A 16,808-nucleotide genomic window follows, 5' to 3' on the forward strand; every position below is an offset into this window, starting at 1 on the left:
CAAAGCCCCCGGATCGAGCGATCGTGAGCAGGTTACGGGATTAAATTTAGGCAAGTCTGTGAGCAAGGCCGCAAAAGGGCCGCATGCCGGGGTGCGTAGCGCGCGGGCCTCGCCGCTAGAGACAGCCGCCCCTGCCGCGTTCAGGGCAGAGCCGGAACGCGCTCGACAATGTGAATAGGAAGCGCGGGCTGCGGCGCTCGTTGTCCGGCGCCCGGTAGCTCAAGGGGACCGCTACGCCGAGATCGGCCTGGAGATCGTCCGGCAGGAAAAACCGCACGCCGACCCCGGCCGACGTCAATGACAGGCCGTCGCTCAGGCGGTAGCCGTCGTTCCAGACTGCGCCGGCGTCGCCGAAGGCGTAGAGCTGATAGCCGGTCCAGTAGCGGAAATTGAGCTTCTGGTCGAAACGTACCTCGAGCGAGCCAGCAAGGCCGTTATCGCCGCTGATCTCGGCCGCGCCATAACCCCGGCCGAAGGCCGCGCCGCCGAGATAGAATTGCTGCGAGGTGAACAGCGGCCGCGATGCGGTCTGGCTCGCTGCAGACAGCTTGAGCGACCAGGCGTCGTTGAGCGACTGGTAGCGCGTGAACCAGATATTCAGCACCGAGAAGTTCGAGGCGGCGCCATCGCGCGACAGCAGATCGTCGTCGAAATGCGAAGCGCCGAAGATGTCGAGGCCCTGGCGGTAGGTCAGCGTCGCGAAATTGGTGCCGCCAAAGCGATCCTGGAGCCGGTAGTCGGCGGTCAGGCTCGCGGTTCTGATGTGGTCGTTGTACCAGGGGCCGTAAAGGTCGTGCTCGGATACGTTGCTGAACGTCCCGGCCATGGTGAGCGTGAGCCCCGATGATTGCGACATGAAGGGCACAGTGCTCGCCCGCACCTCGAAGGCCTCGGTCGTGGTGATGTCGCTGTCGAGGCGGCGCGCGTCGCCCGGCCGCACCGCGCTGTACAGGACGGACGCACCGAGCCGCACGCCGTCGACGCCGACGGGCGCGTCATAGGACAGCCTGGCAAAGCCGAGTTCGCGCGGATCGTTGGCGATGGTCGAGAGGTTGGCCGCCAGCGTGTCGCCGGGTGTGAGGTAGGAATTGAACGCCCCGGTCGCATAGGTCTGCCACGGTCCGACCGAGGACGAACCGAGATTGTCCAGGCCGAACGATGTGAAGACGTGCCAGGTCTTCAAATAGACAACAAGGCGGAAGCGGCCGGTCGCACCACCGATCTCCTCCAGCGCGGTGTCGGTGATCCGGACACCCGGCCTGCCGTTGATGAGGAAGAGCTGGCGTTCGAGCGTCGCCAGGCGCGACGGCTGCTCGGCCAGAACCGGCCCGAGCATCGGTCTGATGCCGAATTGCTCGGCGCCGTCGCCTTTCAGCTCGGCCTGCACGATGGCGCCTTCGATCACCTGGATTCGGACCTGCCCGTCGGCGATGTCTTGCGGCGGCACGATCGCCCGGCTGAGATGGAAGCCGCCGGCGCGGTAGAGATCGCTGATCGCGCCGGCGATTGCGGCGAGGTCGGCTTGCGAGACTTTCTTGCCGAGATAGGGTTGATAGACCGCAGCGATGCGATCGCCAGAGATGGCATGGGCGCCGCGGACGTTGATGCCGCGCAGCACGAATTGAGGTTGGCTATCGCCGCCGGTGTTGGGCTGGCTGACCGCCGGGAGTTTGACCGGGGGCCGATTCAGCGTTTCACGCTCGGTTTGGTTTTCAAAATATTTCTCGGGCTGCCGCGGATCGAAGCCCGGCTGGTTCGCCTGCTGCGCGAGGGCTTGCGGAATTCCTGTGAAGATCGGCGCGATCAATACCAGTGTGGTAAGGAGATGCCGCTTCTCAATGCGCACAACGAGCCGTTCTCCGTAGTTTAACGGAGAAGTGCCGATGAGCCGGTAAGAGTTCGTTAGCCGCATGATTTTTCATAGGTTTTTATGGTCAATGATTGGTTAACGGAGCCGCCCGACTTGCCGCTTCCCGCTAATTCTATCTTGAGTGATTTCGGATACGCCTCAGGACTGGTTGTAACGCTGACTGAGGATCGTCATGCTGGGCAGAGTTGGAATGCGGTGCGCCTTCGTGGCCGCGCTGATCCTGGGAACGGCTTCCGGCGCGTCCGCTGCGGATGATGGCGTCTGGTCGGTTAGCAAGTCCTCGGGCGAGGTCTGGGTTGCGGCGGACGGCGTGCAGCCTGTGTCGCTCAGTCAGGAAGGGACGCTGAAGGCCGGCGACACCATTCGCACCGGACGCAACGGACGCGTGCTGCTGGTCCGCGGCGAGGAAACGATTCTGATCTCTCCAAACTCGGTGGTCGGCTTGCCGGCGGAGAAGAAGGAGGGGCTCTCGACCACCATCATCCAGCAGGCGGGTTCGATCCTGCTCGAGGTCGAGAAGCGCAACGTCAAGCATTTCGAGGTCGAGACGCCCTATCTCGCTGCCGTGGTCAAGGGAACGCAGTTCAGCGTCACCGTTGGTGCGGGCAGCACCAAGGTCGGCGTGCTCCGCGGCCAGGTCGAAGTGTCCGACTTCAAGACCGGACAGATCGCGCAGGTCATGCCTGGACAAGCGGCCACCGTTTTTGAGCGCGGCAAGCCCGGCCTCAGCCTGAGCGGCGCCGGCACTTTCAATCCGATCGAGCACGGCAAGCCGCGCGCCTCCACGATCGAGCGCATCCCCGTGCCGAAGTCGGGCCTGGCTGCGCCGCGTAACGCGGCAAACGGCCATGCGATCCACGCGCTCGGTCCGATCGACAAGGGGACCAAGACAGCGGGTGCACCGATGCAATCGCATCAGGCGGCCGGAGGTCAGGTGCCCAAGCCCGGCGTCGTGCGGATATCGAGCTCGCTCGGAGAAGTGAAGCTGAATTTCCACAAGGTCACGAATGGTCTCGCCCACGGCGCGGTCGCGCCGGGCCGCGTGCGCAATGCGACCGCCAGCACCAGCACAGCCACGGTCTGGAGCGAAAGCTCGACGAGCACCGCCACCACAGCTTCCAACAGCTCCACCGTGACAGCCGTCATCGCAAGCAGCAGTGCATCCACCGCCAGCGCCGCATCGACGTCGTCGAGCGCAACGACGACTGTTGCGACCACGGCCGGGTCGAGCGGCGATGTGTCCAGCGGAAGCTCGGGGAGCGGAAGCAGCGGGACGGGCGCGACCGGTAACGGAAGCAGTGGCACCGGCAACAATGGCAACAATGGCAACAATGGCAACAGCGGAAACGGCAATAACGGCAACAACGGCCATCACTACGGTTGGTACAAGCATCACTAGGACCGTGCCGTTGCCATGAGGGGGAGCACGTAGCGGCGTTCGCCGCCGGTGCAGGGGAACAAAGTGAAACGCTATCGGCCGCATATTCTTGTCGTGATCGCACTGGCGGTCGTGCTGTCCACGGGCTGGCACGGCGCGCTTCGCAACGCGCTCACCGATCTGCGGTTCACCTGGCAATCGCGCGCGGCGAGCGGCAATGTCGTCGTGGTTGCGATCGACGCGCCCTCAATCGACCAGATCGGGGTGTGGCCCTGGCCACGCCGGCTTCACGCGGAGCTCCTGCACCGGCTTGAGGCGGCGGGAGCGCAGGACATTGCCTTCGACGTCGATTTCAGCACGCCGTCGGATCCGGCCTCTGACGAGGCTTTTGTCACAGCGCTTCGCGAGGTCGGCGGTTCGACGATCCTGCCGTCCTTCAAGCAGCCGACGCCGAATGGTGGCGCGGCTCACATCAATCGCCCTCTGAAGCCGTTTGGCAACCAGTCGTGGCCGGCCGTCGTCAATGTCGCGGTCGAGTCCGACGGGCTGGTTCGCCGTTACCCGTTCGGCGACAAGCTTGGCGACGCCTTGATGCCGTCGATGGCCGTCGTGCTGGCCGGGCAGGATGCCAATCGGCGGGCCCCCTTCCTGATCGACTTCAGTATCCGGGCGGCGTCCATCCCGCGCGTCTCCTATGCCGACGTGCTGCACGGCGATACCGCGACACTCGACAAGCTGAGAGACAAGAAGATCATTATCGGTGCCACGGCGCTCGAATTGGGTGACCGGTTCAGCGTTCCCAATGGTGGCATCCTCTCGGGACCCGTCCTTCAGGCGCTGGCGACGGAATCGATCCTTCAGAACCGGATGCTGCGCTGGACGTCCGATGCCGGCATGATCCTGGGCCTCGGCGCGATCTGCCTGTTGATGGTGTATTCGTGGCGCCGCTTTGCGCCGGGATTGCGCGTCGCGGTCCTCGTCGCAGCCGGAGTGGCCGTCGAGCTGACCGCGGTCCTTGTGCAGGCAAGATGGCCTTTCGTCATCGACACATCGCTGTTGCATATTGCGATCATCGCCTATCTGACGGCGATCGCGCTGGATGAGATCGATTTCCGAAGTCTTCTGGGGCGCATCGCAGAGAGCCGTTTTCATCGCATCGCGATGTCGCTTGGCGACGGTCTCGTTTGCACTGACGAGGATCACCGGATCACGGTTTGGAATCCCGGCGCGAGCGCGATCTTCGGCTATATGCCGACCGAGATCATCGGCCGTCCGTTCGAAACACTGTGCGCCGTGCGAGCTGACGGCGAAGCGGCGCCGTCCATGAGTGGTGCCGCGCGCCAGGCGCTCCTGGTCCCCGGTGGCGCGGTCGTCGTCGAGTTCGAGGGCCGGCGCAAGAACGGTGAAACGTTCCCCGTCGAAGCGAGCTTCTCGGGCTGGCAGGGAACGGACGGCTTCCAGTACGGCGCGATCTTGCGCGACATCTCGGTCCGCAAGCGCGAGGCCGAACGCGTCAGATATCTCGCCGAACACGATGCACTGACTGGCCTTGCCAACCGCAACATGCTGCATGCTGGCCTTACCAGTCTGATCGCAGAGGCGGAACGGCGATCTTCCAATGTCGCACTACTCGTGCTGGGGCTCGACGGCTTCCAGCAGATCAACGACATGCTTGGACATACGGCTGGCGATCTCGTGTTGCGAGCCGTCGCCGAGCGTCTCTGCACCGAAGCGAATGGTAAGGCGGTTGTTGCCCGGCTCAGCGGGGACGAATTTGCCATCGCGCTCGACTGCGCGGAGGCCGGCGAGCCGATTGCGGAGTTCGCCGAGCGGATCGCGCGCGCGTTCGAAGCGCCGCTTTCAACGGGCGCACGACAGCATCGCGTCAGGATCAGCATCGGGGTCGCCGTCTATCCCGAGGGTGGACACAACGCCGATGATCTCTTGAGCAACGGCCATCTCGCATTGAGCCGCGCGAAGGCGACGCGGCGCGGTGGCCATGTGATCTTCGAGAGTGCAATCAGGCAGGATCTCGAGAACCGGCTGACGCTGGAGAGTGAACTGGCCCTCGCCGCGGATCGCGGCGAGTTCGAACTGTTCTACCAGCCCCAGGTTCGCCTGGTCGACGGCAGCCTGGTTGGGGCCGAAGCGCTCATCCGCTGGCGGCATCCCGTGCGCGGCTACGTTTCGCCCGGAGAGTTCATGCCGGTGGTCAATACTTCGGCCCTGTCCGAGCGGATCGCAAACTGGGTGATGGAAACTGCCTGTCGGCAGGCGCGTGCCTGGGAAGCGTCCGGTAACAGCGTGCGCGTCGCGATCAACCTCTCCCCATCGCAGCTGCACTCCGGCGACCTCGCGCATGCGGTTGCAGCTTTGCTCGAGGCGACAGGGCTGACGCCGTCGCTGCTCGAGCTTGAGGTTACCGAAGACATCCTGCTTCATGACGAAGGCCGCGTGCTCGACATGTTCAAGCGGATCCAGCAGCTCGGCGTCCGCGTCCTGTTCGACGATTTTGGCACGGGCTACGCGAGCCTGAGCTATCTGAAGAAGTTTCCGCTCGATGGGCTCAAGATCGACCGGTCATTCGTGCTCGATCTGCTCGCCGATTCCGACGACGCCGCTATCGTCGGCTCGACCATCGGCCTCAGCAAGCAGCTCGGGCTCACGGTCGTGGCCGAAGGTATCGAGAACCGGGCGACAGCCGATTTCCTCGTCAGCATGGGGTGCGAAGAAGGGCAGGGCTATTTCTTCGGCCGTCCGATGCCTGTCGCGGCATTCGAGAAGCAATTCCTCGCGTCCGGGCTCGAAGCTGTCAGCGCCGCCTGACCCGCCTTAATTCTGTTCGCTAACGCCGACGCGCGACCGCTATACCAAACAGGAAAGCGACCAACAGGCTGGCAAGCGGCGCTTCGCGCGTGATCGCTGCGACGGTCGAGAGCGGGCGGCCGGGCTTTCGCGCCTCATCGATCGCGTAAGTGAGGTGATCGACGGCGGCGCGTAGGCCCCCCGCGACCTCACCGATCGTGTGGGAGACGTCGGTCGCGACATCAACGACTCGTTCGGCCATGCCGGGCTCGGGAGGCGGCTGCGGAATCTCCGTGCTCAAGTTCGTAAACTCCGCTTCTGATGAGTAAATGAGGCCGGCTCCTTTGGCTATCCGCGCGAGCGCTCGTTTTGAACAGCGGGTCCGAAGACCTTTGGCTATCCGCGACAGGCGCCGTTTTGAACGGCGGGAGCCGGCCTCGCAGTGAAAATGCGGTGCGCGGGAATTAGTTCCGAGATGGACGCCTGGGCCGTGAACTTTCGTAGTCGGCATACCCGGGAAACGACGGAGGCGAATCTCTGCTAGGCTGGCTCAACCTTGCTTGTCTCGGGAGACGGCCGTGACCGATCGGACCATGACGGATCGAGCCCGGCGTATCGCCTTGCTCGGCGCCCCCATCGACATGGGCGCTTCGCAGCGTGGCACCCTGATGGGCCCCGCGGCGCTGCGCACCGCGGGCCTTGCGACACTGCTCGAGAGCCTGGATCTTGAGGTCGTCGATTACGGCGATCTCTCCGCGGCCGAGATCAGGGACCTTGCCGACAAGCCGCCCGACAAGGCCAACCATTACCGCGAAATCCAGCGGTGGACGCGCGTGCTGAGCCGCAGAGGCTATGAGATCGCGAAAACCGGTGCGCTCCCGATCTTCCTTGGCGGCGATCACACGTTGTCGATGGGCTCGGTCAATGCGATGGCGCGCCACTGGCAGGAGCGCGGGCGCGAGCTGTTCGTGCTCTGGCTGGACGCGCATGCTGACTACAATACGCCGGAGACGACGATCACGGCGAACATGCACGGCATGTCGGCGGCGTTCTTGTGTGGCGAGCCGGGCCTCGATGGCCTGCTCGGCGATGACCCGCGTGCCCCGATCGATCCTGACAGGCTCGATCTGTTCGGCGCGCGCTCGATCGACAAGCTTGAGAAGGAATTGATGCGTGCACGCCGGATCAGGGTTGTCGACATGCGCCAGATCGACGAGTTTGGTGTTGCCGTTCTGATCCGCCGTGTCATCGAGCGCGTCAAGGCCTGCAACGGCGTGCTGCATGTCAGCTTCGACGTCGATTTTCTCGACCCCTGCGTCGCCCCCGGGGTGGGTACGACGGTGCCGGGAGGAGCAACCTACCGCGAGGCGCACCTGATCATGGAGCTGCTGCACGATTCCGGCGCGGTGGGATCGGTTGACATCGTCGAGCTCAATCCGTTCCTCGACGAGCGCGGCCGGACAGCGCGCACCGCGGTCGAGCTGATCGGTAGCCTGTTTGGGCAGCAGATCACCGACCGTCCGACGCCGAGTAACGCGATTGCTCCGGGCGAGTGATGAAGCGGGTGGGCGGCGATTGTGCGCTGCAAAGAAAGGAACTGCTCTTGCAGCCGGCTGATTTAGATCAGCCCTGATCGAAATCGCCTGCTTTTGAAACGGCTGCGAATTGCAAATGCCGTTGTCGGACTGTTTCATGCGGGCTCAGCGTCAGCCGAGGGCCCGCAATGAGCAGCACGATACATTCCGACAATGATCCCGTGACGGCCACACGGCGCCGTTTCCTGACAGCCGGCACGGCTGCGATTGGAGGCGCCGTTCTTGGCGCGGGCGCTGCTGCTGCGGAGACCGACAACCTTCCGCCGAATGTTCCGGAATGGATGAAGGCGCCGGGCGAGCCGACGGGAGGCCAACTCTACGGCACGCCGTCGCCGTTCGAGAAGGGTGTCGTCAGGAACATCTCGAAGACCCTCAAGCAGTACATCTCCGCGTCCAGCCGTTCGCCCTTGCAGGATCTCGACGGCATCATCACGCCGAACGGGCTGTTCTACGAGCGGCATCATGGCGGCGTTCCGACCATTGATCCGGTGCAGCACCGGCTGATGCTTCACGGTTTGGTCGAACGCCCTCTGATCTTCACCGTCGACGATCTCAGGCGTTTCCCGTCGGAGTCGCGCATCCACTTTCTCGAATGTTCGGGCAATCCCGGCTACAGCAAGCCATATGGCAAGACGGCATCGGACCTCGTGGGTTTGGTGAGCTGTGCCGAATGGACTGGCGTCAGCTTGAAGCTGGTGCTTCAGGAGGCTGGGTTGAAACCGGAGGCCAAGTGGGTGGTCGCGGAAGGTGCTGACGCAGCTGCGCTGACGCGAAGCATCCCGATCGAGAAGTGCCTCGAGGACGCCATGCTGGTCTACAGCCAGAACGGCGAGCGGCTGCGTCCGCAGCAGGGCTATCCGCTGCGGCTGTTCCTGCCCGGTTTCGAAGGCAATATGAGCGTGAAATGGCTGCGCCGCCTGCATGTGACCGCGGAGCCGGTTTATTCGCGCGAAGAGACCTCGAAATACACCGACCTGCTGCCTGACGGCACCGCGCGCGAGTTCTCCTTCTATATGGAAGCGAAGTCGATCATCACGCGTCCCTCGGGTGGCCAGCGTCTGAGCGCGCCCGGCTTCCACGAGATCACAGGCATCGCCTGGAGCGGGCACGGCAAAATCGTGCGGGTCGAGATATCCGTCGATGATGGAAAGAGCTGGCAGGACGCGCGACTGCAGGAGCCGGTGCTGACGCGGGCCCTGACGCGCTTCCGTTTGCCGTGGCAATGGGACGGCAAGCCCGCCGTGATCCAGAGCCGTGCGATCGACGAGACAGGCTACGTACAGCCGATGCTGGCCGAACTGCTCGCAGTGCGCGGCGAAAACTATTTCTACCACAACAATGCGATCTGGCCTTGGCGCATCGCGGCAGACGGCGAGGTGACCAATGCGCTGGCGTGAGATTTGCGGCATTGCCTTTGCGATCCTGCTCGTCGGCGCAAGCAGAGCGCAGGCACAAAATCCTTATGGCATCGGGCGCCCGGCGACGGCTGCAGAGATCGCGGGCTGGAATATCGATGTCGGACGCGACGGCAGCAATCTGCCGAAGGGAAGCGGTGCAGTCAGTCACGGGCGCGAGGTGTTCGCCCAGCAATGTGCCTCATGTCACGGCGACAAGGGCGAGGGCGGTTTGGGCGACCGGCTTGCCGGCGGGCAGGGCACGATCGGAACGCCAAAGCCGATTCGCACCGTCGGCAGCTATTGGCCCTATGCATCGACGCTGTTCGATTACATCCGCCGCGCCATGCCGCTGAACGCGCCGCAGTCGCTGAGTGACGAGGACGTCTATGCGGTGTCCGCCTACATTCTCAATTTGAACGGGCTGGTGGGAGCGGACGCAACGCTTGATGCAAAATCGCTCGCGGCTGTCAAAATGCCGAACCGCGACAAGTTTGTCGGCGACGCGCGACCCGACGTAAAAAAGTGAACGCATCGTGATGAATGAGTTCCATGCAATGGCTCGGAACTTGCTTAGACGAGCGCTGGAACTCGCGGGACGCATCTGAATTAACCCGTGAGAGGAAACGATACGGATCTTTCGATGACAACTGATCGCTTCGCAAACTCCATGTCCTCAGCGCTTCGTCATCCTGGTGTGATTGCGCTGATTGTGGCCGGCTTGACGATTGCGGCCATGCTGATCGTCGACCACGGACCATGGAGCCGCGCCAAAACGCAGCCGGCACACGTCGCGATGTATGCAACCACGGGAGAGGCTGCACACGCCATCGGCGCCAAGGTGCTTCAGACCGAACCGAGATCGCCGGTCGAGCCGGAACGGCCGGGGCCGAAGATGTCCCCGACCGTCAATCCCGTGACGCCGTAATCCGCTAGCTTTTGCGACCGTAATTGAGGAGGCCGCCGCTGGTCTTCGGCGGGTGCGCACGCAGTGCTTCCTCGTTCGGCTCGGTGCCCCAGCCGGGCCGGTCCGGGATGACCAGGTGGCCATCCTGAATTTCCGGCTCGTGGGTGAAGAGTTCGCGGTCCCAGGCGAGGCGATCGATGTCGATCTCCATGATGCGCAGGTTCGGCACCGCGGCGCAGAAATGTGCGTTCATCATCGAGCACAGATGGCCGTAGAAATTGTGCGGAGCGACGTTGACCTCGAACGCTTCCGCGGCGGCGGCGATCTTCATCGATTGCCAGACGCCGTTCCAGGGCGTGTCGATGATCGCGACGTCCATGGCCTGCTCATGGAAATAGGGCAGGAATTCACGCAAGCCGAGCAGCGTCTCGCACGATGAGATCGGATGCGGACTTTGCCTGCGGATATAGCCGAGCCCTTCCGGATTGAAGCTGTCGATCTCGATCCAGAACATGTCGAGGTCCGCGATGGTGCGCAGGATCTTCAGATAGCCCTCGGTTTTGGCGTTGAAGTTGCAGTCAAGCAGGATATCGACGTCGGGGCCCGCGCCATCGCGGATCGCTTCCAGGTGCATGCGCAGGTCGCGCAGGATCTTGCGGTCGACATTGATCTCGGGCGCGAAGGGCGAGCCGAAGCCGGGGCGCCAGCCGGTTGGCTTGCCGTCGTCATAGGAGAAGATGTTGGTCTTGAGGGCTGTGAACTTCTTCTCGTGCACTTCGCGGCCCATCGCCTTGACGCCGTCGAGGCTTTCGATCGGCGGCTTGTACCAGGACGGATGATTGATCCGCCACGTCGCGCAATGCGACCAGTAGACCCGGACACGGTCGCGGATCTTGCCGCCGAGTAGCTCGTAACAGGGCACACCGAAGCACTTCGCCTTGGCATCGAGCAGTGCATTCTCGATCGCGCCGAGTGCCTGGGCCACGACGCCACCGGCCGCGGGGCGGGTGGCTGCGAACAGCTCGGCGTAAATGCGCTCGTGCTGAAAGACGTTCTGCCCGATCACGCGGGCGGACAGGCGCTGGATCGCAGCGCCGACGCCGGGCGAACCAAAGCCCTCGTCGAACTCGCTCCAGCCGACGATGCCGTCTTCGGTCGTCAGCTTGACGAAATGGTAGTTTCTCCAGCCGGCATCGCAGGCGAGGATTTCGAGGCTTGTTGCTTTTGACGATTTGGTCATGTCGCTCCCTATGGCCCGGCGGGCCTTGTTTTTCTAGTGGCGGGGTCGCAAGCCCGGCGCTGATCGTAACTGTAAGGCCAACCAAGGACCCGCGTGAAGCCCGCCGCGGTGCGGTGAACGGTGCGTTTATGCCCGTTTTTGCGGGAAGATCCGTAGAATCCGGTGTTGATGGCCATGATCTTTCCCGGGATCGTCCCGAAATCGCACCAGGCTCTGACATTTTCGGCCACAATCGGGGCCGACCTTCTCGCCATGAAATTTCTGGCCACGATTTCGATTCTGGCGCTGCTCACGATGAGCGGGGCTGCCATTTCCGATCGGTTTCTGACGGCCGATCAGCACGTCGCGCAAGGGGCGGAGTAGCGCGGCGGGCGAGGGTGCTTTGTCTTAAAACTATCTTGGTAGTTTGTCTTGGGGGAGACAGCGATGCTTTCGGTAGACCAGTTCTTGCGCTTCATCAGCGTGCCGGCCGTGTTTGCGGCCTTCATCATCGCCTCGCAGATCTCGGCGGCATTGTCGCAAGGTTAGTCAGCCAATTGCCGACGAGCCGAGCAGGGCGAGGACCGCCAGCGCCATCAGCGCGGTGCCGAGCCAGCCCAGCGCGACCAGCCACGACCGGGCCTTGAAACGGCCCATGATCGTGCTGCTCGAGACGATCAGCATCATCATCGCCATGATGGGAACGGCGACGATGCCGTTGAGCACGGCGCTCCAGACCAGCATGTGAATTGCGCTGATGCCGGTGAAGCCGAGCCCGAAGCCGATCGCGGTTGCGGCCGCGATGATGGTGTAGAAGCCGACGGCCTCGTCGGGCTTGGCCTCGAGCGTGGCGTGCCAGCCGAAGATCTCCGCAACGCCGTACGCGGCCGAGCCCGCCAGCACCGGGATCGCAAGCAGGCCCGTGCCGATGATGCCGAGCGCGAACAGGGCGAAGGTGAAGTCGCCGGCAAGCGGCCGCAGCGCTTCGGCGGCCTCCGTCGCCGAATTGATGTTGGTGACGCCATTGGCGTTCAGCACCGAGGCCGTGGTCAGGATGATGAAGAAGGCGATGCCGTTCGACAGCAGCATGCCGAACGTGGTGTCGGCCTTGATGCGCGCGATTTCAGGGGCGCCGCCGCGCCGTGTCTCCTCCCGCAGCGGCTTGTCGCGCTTGCCCTGGTTCATCTCCTCGACCTCCTGCGAGGCCTGCCAAAAGAACAGATAGGGGCTGATGGTGGTGCCGAGCACGGCGACGACCATCATGAAATAGTCGGCGCTGACATTGGCCTTCGGCCATACCGCGGCAAGCAGCGCCGTGCTCCACGGGATCTTCACGGTGAAGGCGGTTGCGACATAGGCAAACAGCGCCAAAGTGAGGAATTTCAGCACGGGCGAGTAGCGTCGATAGGGCAGGAACACCTGGAGCAAGGTCGAGCCCGCCGCGAAGATCAGGGCGTGCTCGTGGTTGAGACCGCCGATGACGAGTGAGAGCGCCTCGGCCATCGCGGCGATGTCGGCGGCGATGTTGAACGTGTTCGCGGCCACGAGCATCGCGACGAGCGCCAGCACCGCCCAGCGCGGCGCGATCTGCATCACGTTGGCGGCCAGTCCCTTGCCGGTGACCCGGCCGATCCGTGCGCTGACGAGCTGAATGGCGATCATGAACGGCGTGGTCAAGAACACCGTCCAGAGCAGGCCATAGCCGAATTGCGCGCCGGCTTGCGAATAGGTGGCGATGCCCGACGGATCGTCGTCGGCGGCCCCGGTGACGAGACCTGGCCCGAGCCTTTGCAGCAATGTCGGCGCGGATTTCGTCGGAGCGAAGGTGCTGTCATTCATGAGGCGGCTCGCGGGGTGTGAAGTCTGGAAAGAATGCTGCGGCGGGAACAAAGGTTCCTGAACAGGGAAAGGTCGCGCGTCAGCCGGGATTTCCGATTAGGCGAATTCAATTTGACCCGTCGGGCAAAACACCTGTATAAGTACATCATCGCAAGAACAGTCGAAGCCCGCGCCTGCACCGGTCGCGGGCTTTCTTTGATGTTCGCCCCCTCTTCAAGACCGCCCCGAAGCCGCACGCGCGAGCCTGCCGGCTGTGATGTGCGAGGCTCTTGCGTGGAGCACGTTGAGGTTGTAGGCAGCGGCATGAGCCATGACCCGACGGCCACGAAGGTCGCTTCCCTGGAGGCTGAGCAGGCGGCTGCCCTCGACCGTGACGGTTACCTGCTGCTGCGCGGCGTCGTTCCTGCGGGGTGGCGTGATGCGCTGCGTGCCGCTTTCGATCTTGGCGTGGGGACCGGCGACCAATGGGCCGCGCCCCGCGGCGCCGGCTGGCGCCACGCCCTCGTCGATCTCGATCCGACGGTGCAGCAGACCTGCCGCCTGCCGTCGCTGCTGGCGGCGGGGGCGCACATGTTGGGCGGTCCGTTCTTTCTCGCCCAGGTCGAAGGCCGCGAGCCGCTAAAGGACGGTGGCCACCAGCCGTTGCATCGCGATGGCGCGGGCGTGAAAGCCGTCGCCGCGCTGGTCTTCCTCGATGCGTACGGGCCGGACAACGGCGCAACGCGCGTGGTCCCGCGTCATCTCGATCCAGGACCTTCTGATCAAGGCGAGCCGGACGAGACCCTGGCGCTGATCACGGCGGGTGAGGCGGGAGACATCCTGGTGTTCGACGCCGACCTGCCGCACGGGGCGACCTGCAACCGCTCCGGCGCGCGGCGCCGTTCGCTGCTGCTGAATTTCATGGGGGAAGGCAATCGCGCGGCCATGGAGGCCTGTCGCGTCATCCGCAACGTGCGCATGGACACCAGCGAGGTGTTCGTCCCCGCGGCGATCGCCTCGAGGTCATGACATCAAGGCCTACTTGATGCTGACGAACATGCCCCAGGCGGCGGCCAGCGCCGCGCCGGTGAACACGACCACCGGGTTCTCGCAGAACGCGCTGCCATAGGTGCAGACGTCCGCGCCGAACTGGCCGAGCTCGTGATGGCTCGCGGAATAGAACACCCCCGACAGCACCAGCAATGCGGCGGCGACGTAGTACATCGACGATCTCTCCGAAGCGGGTTGCGCCCTCGCGAGCGGCATGTCCCAGCATGGCGCGAACAGATTTCATTCCGCCAAATCCGATTTACGGCATTTGAATAAAGTTTGTGCCGTCGGGCAAAACAGGGGCATGATGACAGGATCGCCACAGCTCGGCCTCCTGGAGAAAGCGCGATGATCCGCCGTGCCCACGCGTCAGATATCTCCGGGGTGGCCGCTCTCTATCACGCGGTTTGGCACGAGACCCAGGCTCCCTTCATGCCCCACGCAGAAACTGTTCGTCGGTCCATGGAGTTTTTCATCGAAAGAATGACGGCACTCTTGCATTCGACATTGGTGACGGAACTGAACGATGAGGTCGCGGCGTTCTCGGCGTGGCGAGGCCGGCTTTTGGGCCAACTTTTCGTCGCGATGCCGCATCGAGGGATGGGCGTCGCGTCAAGTCTGCTGACGGCCGCTGAAATCGAGATGGCCAGGGAAGGCATTGCCGAGGCAGAACTGCACTGTGTCGTTGGCAATGAACGTGCGCGCCAATTCTACGAGCGGATGGGCTGGCATCACAAAGCGGAAATCATGGAGCAGGTTGCTGGTGAGCACGGGCAAACCGACGTTCCGTTCTGGTGCATGACCAAGGTTCTCACCATCTAGCACGCGTCCATCCGCCGCGCCCGCTCCTGACCTTCAACGGACATTGATTTCGTTGGCCGCGTTCTGAAGTCGCCATTTATGTGCACTTTTGCACACTTTCCGCGGAACCATCATCCTCTGACCGCGTGTACCCCCGCTGCTGTCAGGGCGGCGCACGTGGAGGCGCAGAATGGCAAGCCAACTGCTTATCCTGGTCGTTGAAGACGATCCGGATGTTCAGAACATCGTCCAGGACTGCCTGAGCGACGGAGGATTCGAAGTCGTCATAGCTTCGTCCGGCGAGCGCGCCATCGAGCTGCTTGATGTCGCCGAAGGCAAATACCGGGCGCTTGTCACAGACATCAATCTGCGTGCTGGAGGGGGAGACGGGTGGCACGTCGCACGACACGCCAGAGAAATCGACCCCAACTTTCCCATCGTCTATATGAGCGGAAAGGACGCCGACGATTGGGCGTCACAGGGTGTCCCTAACAGCATCATGTTGGCGAAGCCGTTCGCGCCCGCGCAGCTTGTCACCGCTGTTTCCAACCTCCTGAACGCAGGGCCGCCGACCTAGCCGACGGAGTTAGCCAACGGGATGAAGGCCTCCTCATTCGCGGATATCAGCATGGCCCACCGGCTAAACGGCCATGTCGCCATGATAGCCCATGGCGGACGAAACAGTCCTGAAACAATCCTGAAACCTGATTGTCCTGAACGCCTTGTCCGCTGGTCTCGACCAACCAAGCGAAAAGGAGATCATCATGATCCAGATCGGTTCGAAGGAAGAAGTCGCGTTTTTGCTGATGCTGTTCGGCACCCACACCCAGCCCGTCAAGCGGCCGAAGCCGAAGTCGCGGCAAGGCTGAGGCCGAAACCCATGCCCGGCTTGGCCGAATGCCAGAGCCTGTTGCGGCTCTTGATCGCAAGGGGCGATCCGAAGGCGATCCCGCAGGCCAAGGGGGCCATCGATTCATTCCTGAACACGGCGCCGGTCAGTGCCCGCGGGCGCGGCCTGCGCGTGCTCCAGCGCGATGCGCTGGACCTGCACGTTGCCGCGGTCGGCGTGCAGCGTTCCTTTGCGGAAACGGTGGACGCCTATATCGAGCGCAAGCTCGCGGAGGAGTGAGTCGAACGCGGCAACAGGGCTTGCCGCGCTCGTCGTCATCGATTGCGACCCGGGGATTACTGGGTCGGCGGCAGCACAACCTGCGAGGTCTGCTGCGGCAGGTTGGTGTAGGTCGCGCTCTCCCTGGTGCAGATATCCCGGAAGACCACGACGCCGGCCTGCGGGTATTCCTTCACCAGGCAGTTGCAATTGTTGTTGACGACCGGCGCGGGGGCCGCCGCCGCGACGGGCGTGCTCGTAACCACGGTCGCGGGCCGCTGAATGACCACCGTCTCCTTCACCACCTGCGGGGTCGGGACATACACCGGCCTGTTGACGACAACCGGCACCGGCCTGACGACGACCGGCGACGGAATATAGACCGGGGGCGGCGCGGGCCGGGGATAGACGACGACCTGCGGCTGCATCGGCCGCGGGCCGGGAACCACGACGACGGGGCGCTGGCCGCCGTTGCCGCCATAACCGCCAAAGCCGGGATTGGCCTGGGGCGCGTTGCCGTACTGGCCGTTCGACCCCCAGCCGGCCTGCGCCGAATTGCTGGTAACGCCTGCCGCCACGCTCGCCAACACCATCGCGGCCGCCATCTTGGTGATCATCGCTGTCTTCGTCATGGTCCACCTGTTTGTTTGTTTTGCTGCATTGTTGCCGTGGGATGAGTGATAGGCCGGCCTGACGCGGGCATCCGTGACGCGGCGCACACAAGCGGCGAAAACCTCCTCCGATGGAATGAGGGAGCGGCATGGCGCCGCGATCGGCGTGCCGCGCTCCTTTGCGGAAACGGTGGACGCCTATATCGAGCGCAAGCTTGCGGAGGAGTAGATCGAACGCGGCAATAAATCCTG

Annotated in this window: 18 protein-coding genes; 12 read left to right on the plus strand and 6 right to left on the minus strand. The window is 63.6% G+C overall.

The features are described 5' to 3' along the window. Nucleotides 1-115 precede the first annotated feature (115 nt). On the minus strand, nt 116-1,618 hold the full coding sequence (locus tag AC1RR3_RS09035; protein ID WP_492821536.1) for a ShlB/FhaC/HecB family hemolysin secretion/activation protein: 1,503 nt from the start codon (nt 1,616-1,618) through the stop codon (nt 116-118). A 9-nt stretch (nt 1,619-1,627) separates the two neighbouring features. Between AC1RR3_RS09035 and AC1RR3_RS09040 the strand changes: the two genes are divergently transcribed. The 3 genes from AC1RR3_RS09040 to AC1RR3_RS09050 all read left to right on the plus strand — a co-directional run bounded on the left by AC1RR3_RS09040 (nt 1,628) and on the right by AC1RR3_RS09050 (nt 6,074). Beyond that, a complete protein-coding gene (locus AC1RR3_RS09040) occupies nt 1,628-1,870 on the plus strand; it encodes a hypothetical protein (protein ID WP_492821538.1) in 243 nt (80 codons plus the stop codon). 172 nt (nt 1,871-2,042) lie between these two features. After that, nucleotides 2,043-3,269 (plus strand): FecR family protein, encoded by a 1,227-nt coding sequence (locus tag AC1RR3_RS09045; RefSeq protein WP_492821540.1) that lies wholly within the window; start codon nt 2,043-2,045, stop codon nt 3,267-3,269. 63 nt (nt 3,270-3,332) lie between these two features. Next, nucleotides 3,333-6,074 carry an EAL domain-containing protein gene (locus AC1RR3_RS09050; RefSeq protein ID WP_492821542.1) on the plus strand — a complete coding sequence of 914 codons (2,742 nt, stop codon included), beginning with the start codon at nt 3,333-3,335 and terminating at the stop codon, nt 6,072-6,074. A 19-nt stretch (nt 6,075-6,093) separates the two neighbouring features. On the opposite strand, the gene AC1RR3_RS09055 is transcribed toward AC1RR3_RS09050, so the two are convergent. Further along, complete coding sequence (locus AC1RR3_RS09055; protein ID WP_492821544.1) at nt 6,094-6,354, minus strand: hypothetical protein; 261 nt, start codon at nt 6,352-6,354, stop codon at nt 6,094-6,096. A gap of 277 nt (nt 6,355-6,631) precedes the next feature. Between AC1RR3_RS09055 and rocF the strand changes: the two genes are divergently transcribed. From rocF to AC1RR3_RS09075, 4 genes are all read left to right on the plus strand, one after another. Next, the gene (rocF, locus tag AC1RR3_RS09060; RefSeq protein WP_492821546.1) at nt 6,632-7,609 is read left to right on the plus strand and encodes an arginase; all 978 of its coding nucleotides are present in this window, start codon (nt 6,632-6,634) and stop codon (nt 7,607-7,609) included. A gap of 167 nt (nt 7,610-7,776) precedes the next feature. Further along, a complete protein-coding gene (gene soxC / locus AC1RR3_RS09065) occupies nt 7,777-9,045 on the plus strand; it encodes a sulfite dehydrogenase (protein ID WP_492821548.1) in 1,269 nt (422 codons plus the stop codon). Further along, nucleotides 9,032-9,571 carry a c-type cytochrome gene (locus tag AC1RR3_RS09070; RefSeq protein WP_492821550.1) on the plus strand — a complete coding sequence of 180 codons (540 nt, stop codon included), beginning with the start codon at nt 9,032-9,034 and terminating at the stop codon, nt 9,569-9,571. The genes soxC and AC1RR3_RS09070 overlap by 14 nt, the downstream gene beginning before the upstream one ends. 114 nt (nt 9,572-9,685) lie before the next feature. Further along, a complete protein-coding gene (locus AC1RR3_RS09075) occupies nt 9,686-9,970 on the plus strand; it encodes a hypothetical protein (RefSeq protein ID WP_492821552.1) in 285 nt (94 codons plus the stop codon). Nucleotides 9,971-9,974: 4 nt separating this feature from the next. On the opposite strand, the gene AC1RR3_RS09080 is transcribed toward AC1RR3_RS09075, so the two are convergent. Continuing rightward, the gene (locus AC1RR3_RS09080) at nt 9,975-11,189 is read right to left on the minus strand and encodes a mandelate racemase/muconate lactonizing enzyme family protein (RefSeq protein ID WP_492821554.1); all 1,215 of its coding nucleotides are present in this window, start codon (nt 11,187-11,189) and stop codon (nt 9,975-9,977) included. Nucleotides 11,190-11,357: 168 nt separating this feature from the next. Between AC1RR3_RS09080 and AC1RR3_RS09085 the strand changes: the two genes are divergently transcribed. Further along, nucleotides 11,358-11,552 (plus strand): hypothetical protein, encoded by a 195-nt coding sequence (locus AC1RR3_RS09085; protein ID WP_492821556.1) that lies wholly within the window; start codon nt 11,358-11,360, stop codon nt 11,550-11,552. Nucleotides 11,553-11,717: 165 nt separating this feature from the next. Here AC1RR3_RS09085 and AC1RR3_RS09090 read toward each other — a convergent pair whose 3' ends face one another. After that, complete coding sequence (locus AC1RR3_RS09090; protein WP_492821558.1) at nt 11,718-13,007, minus strand: NRAMP family divalent metal transporter; 1,290 nt, start codon at nt 13,005-13,007, stop codon at nt 11,718-11,720. A 303-nt stretch (nt 13,008-13,310) separates the two neighbouring features. On the opposite strand from AC1RR3_RS09090, the gene AC1RR3_RS09095 reads away from it, so the two are divergent. Then, on the plus strand, nt 13,311-14,015 hold the full coding sequence (locus AC1RR3_RS09095; RefSeq protein ID WP_492821560.1) for a phytanoyl-CoA dioxygenase family protein: 705 nt from the start codon (nt 13,311-13,313) through the stop codon (nt 14,013-14,015). A gap of 9 nt (nt 14,016-14,024) precedes the next feature. On the opposite strand, the gene AC1RR3_RS09100 is transcribed toward AC1RR3_RS09095, so the two are convergent. Next, nucleotides 14,025-14,210 (minus strand): hypothetical protein, encoded by a 186-nt coding sequence (locus tag AC1RR3_RS09100; RefSeq protein ID WP_492821562.1) that lies wholly within the window; start codon nt 14,208-14,210, stop codon nt 14,025-14,027. 174 nt (nt 14,211-14,384) lie between these two features. On the opposite strand from AC1RR3_RS09100, the gene AC1RR3_RS09105 reads away from it, so the two are divergent. The 3 genes from AC1RR3_RS09105 to AC1RR3_RS09115 all read left to right on the plus strand — a co-directional run bounded on the left by AC1RR3_RS09105 (nt 14,385) and on the right by AC1RR3_RS09115 (nt 15,966). Further along, nucleotides 14,385-14,858 carry a GNAT family N-acetyltransferase gene (locus AC1RR3_RS09105; RefSeq protein ID WP_492821564.1) on the plus strand — a complete coding sequence of 158 codons (474 nt, stop codon included), beginning with the start codon at nt 14,385-14,387 and terminating at the stop codon, nt 14,856-14,858. 169 nt (nt 14,859-15,027) lie between these two features. After that, the gene (locus AC1RR3_RS09110; protein ID WP_492821566.1) at nt 15,028-15,414 is read left to right on the plus strand and encodes a response regulator transcription factor; all 387 of its coding nucleotides are present in this window, start codon (nt 15,028-15,030) and stop codon (nt 15,412-15,414) included. Between the two features lie 303 nt (nt 15,415-15,717). Then, a complete protein-coding gene (locus AC1RR3_RS09115; protein ID WP_492821568.1) occupies nt 15,718-15,966 on the plus strand; it encodes a hypothetical protein in 249 nt (82 codons plus the stop codon). Nucleotides 15,967-16,022: 56 nt separating this feature from the next. On the opposite strand, the gene AC1RR3_RS09120 is transcribed toward AC1RR3_RS09115, so the two are convergent. Further along, nucleotides 16,023-16,577, minus strand: a complete 555-nt coding sequence (locus tag AC1RR3_RS09120; protein WP_492821570.1) for a hypothetical protein — start codon at nt 16,575-16,577, stop codon at nt 16,023-16,025. Nucleotides 16,578-16,808 lie beyond the last annotated feature (231 nt).

The sequence above is a fragment of the Bradyrhizobium sp. GW821-FHT13H05 genome (assembly GCF_058804065.1).

Coding starts and splice junctions, on each gene's coding strand:
- AC1RR3_RS09045 (WP_492821540.1), top strand. CDS start 2,043: ATGCTGGGCAGAGTTGGAATGCGGTGCGCCTTCGTGGCCGCGCTGATC.
- soxC (WP_492821548.1), top strand. CDS start 7,777: ATGAGCAGCACGATACATTCCGACAATGATCCCGTGACGGCCACACGG.
- AC1RR3_RS09070 (WP_492821550.1), top strand. CDS start 9,032: ATGCGCTGGCGTGAGATTTGCGGCATTGCCTTTGCGATCCTGCTCGTC.
- AC1RR3_RS09075 (WP_492821552.1), top strand. CDS start 9,686: ATGACAACTGATCGCTTCGCAAACTCCATGTCCTCAGCGCTTCGTCAT.
- AC1RR3_RS09080 (WP_492821554.1), bottom strand. CDS start 11,189: ATGACCAAATCGTCAAAAGCAACAAGCCTCGAAATCCTCGCCTGCGAT.
- AC1RR3_RS09085 (WP_492821556.1), top strand. CDS start 11,358: ATGGCCATGATCTTTCCCGGGATCGTCCCGAAATCGCACCAGGCTCTG.
- AC1RR3_RS09090 (WP_492821558.1), bottom strand. CDS start 13,007: ATGAATGACAGCACCTTCGCTCCGACGAAATCCGCGCCGACATTGCTG.
- AC1RR3_RS09095 (WP_492821560.1), top strand. CDS start 13,311: ATGAGCCATGACCCGACGGCCACGAAGGTCGCTTCCCTGGAGGCTGAG.
- AC1RR3_RS09100 (WP_492821562.1), bottom strand. CDS start 14,210: ATGTACTACGTCGCCGCCGCATTGCTGGTGCTGTCGGGGGTGTTCTAT.
- AC1RR3_RS09105 (WP_492821564.1), top strand. CDS start 14,385: ATGATCCGCCGTGCCCACGCGTCAGATATCTCCGGGGTGGCCGCTCTC.
- AC1RR3_RS09110 (WP_492821566.1), top strand. CDS start 15,028: ATGGCAAGCCAACTGCTTATCCTGGTCGTTGAAGACGATCCGGATGTT.
- AC1RR3_RS09115 (WP_492821568.1), top strand. CDS start 15,718: ATGCCCGGCTTGGCCGAATGCCAGAGCCTGTTGCGGCTCTTGATCGCA.
- AC1RR3_RS09120 (WP_492821570.1), bottom strand. CDS start 16,577: ATGACGAAGACAGCGATGATCACCAAGATGGCGGCCGCGATGGTGTTG.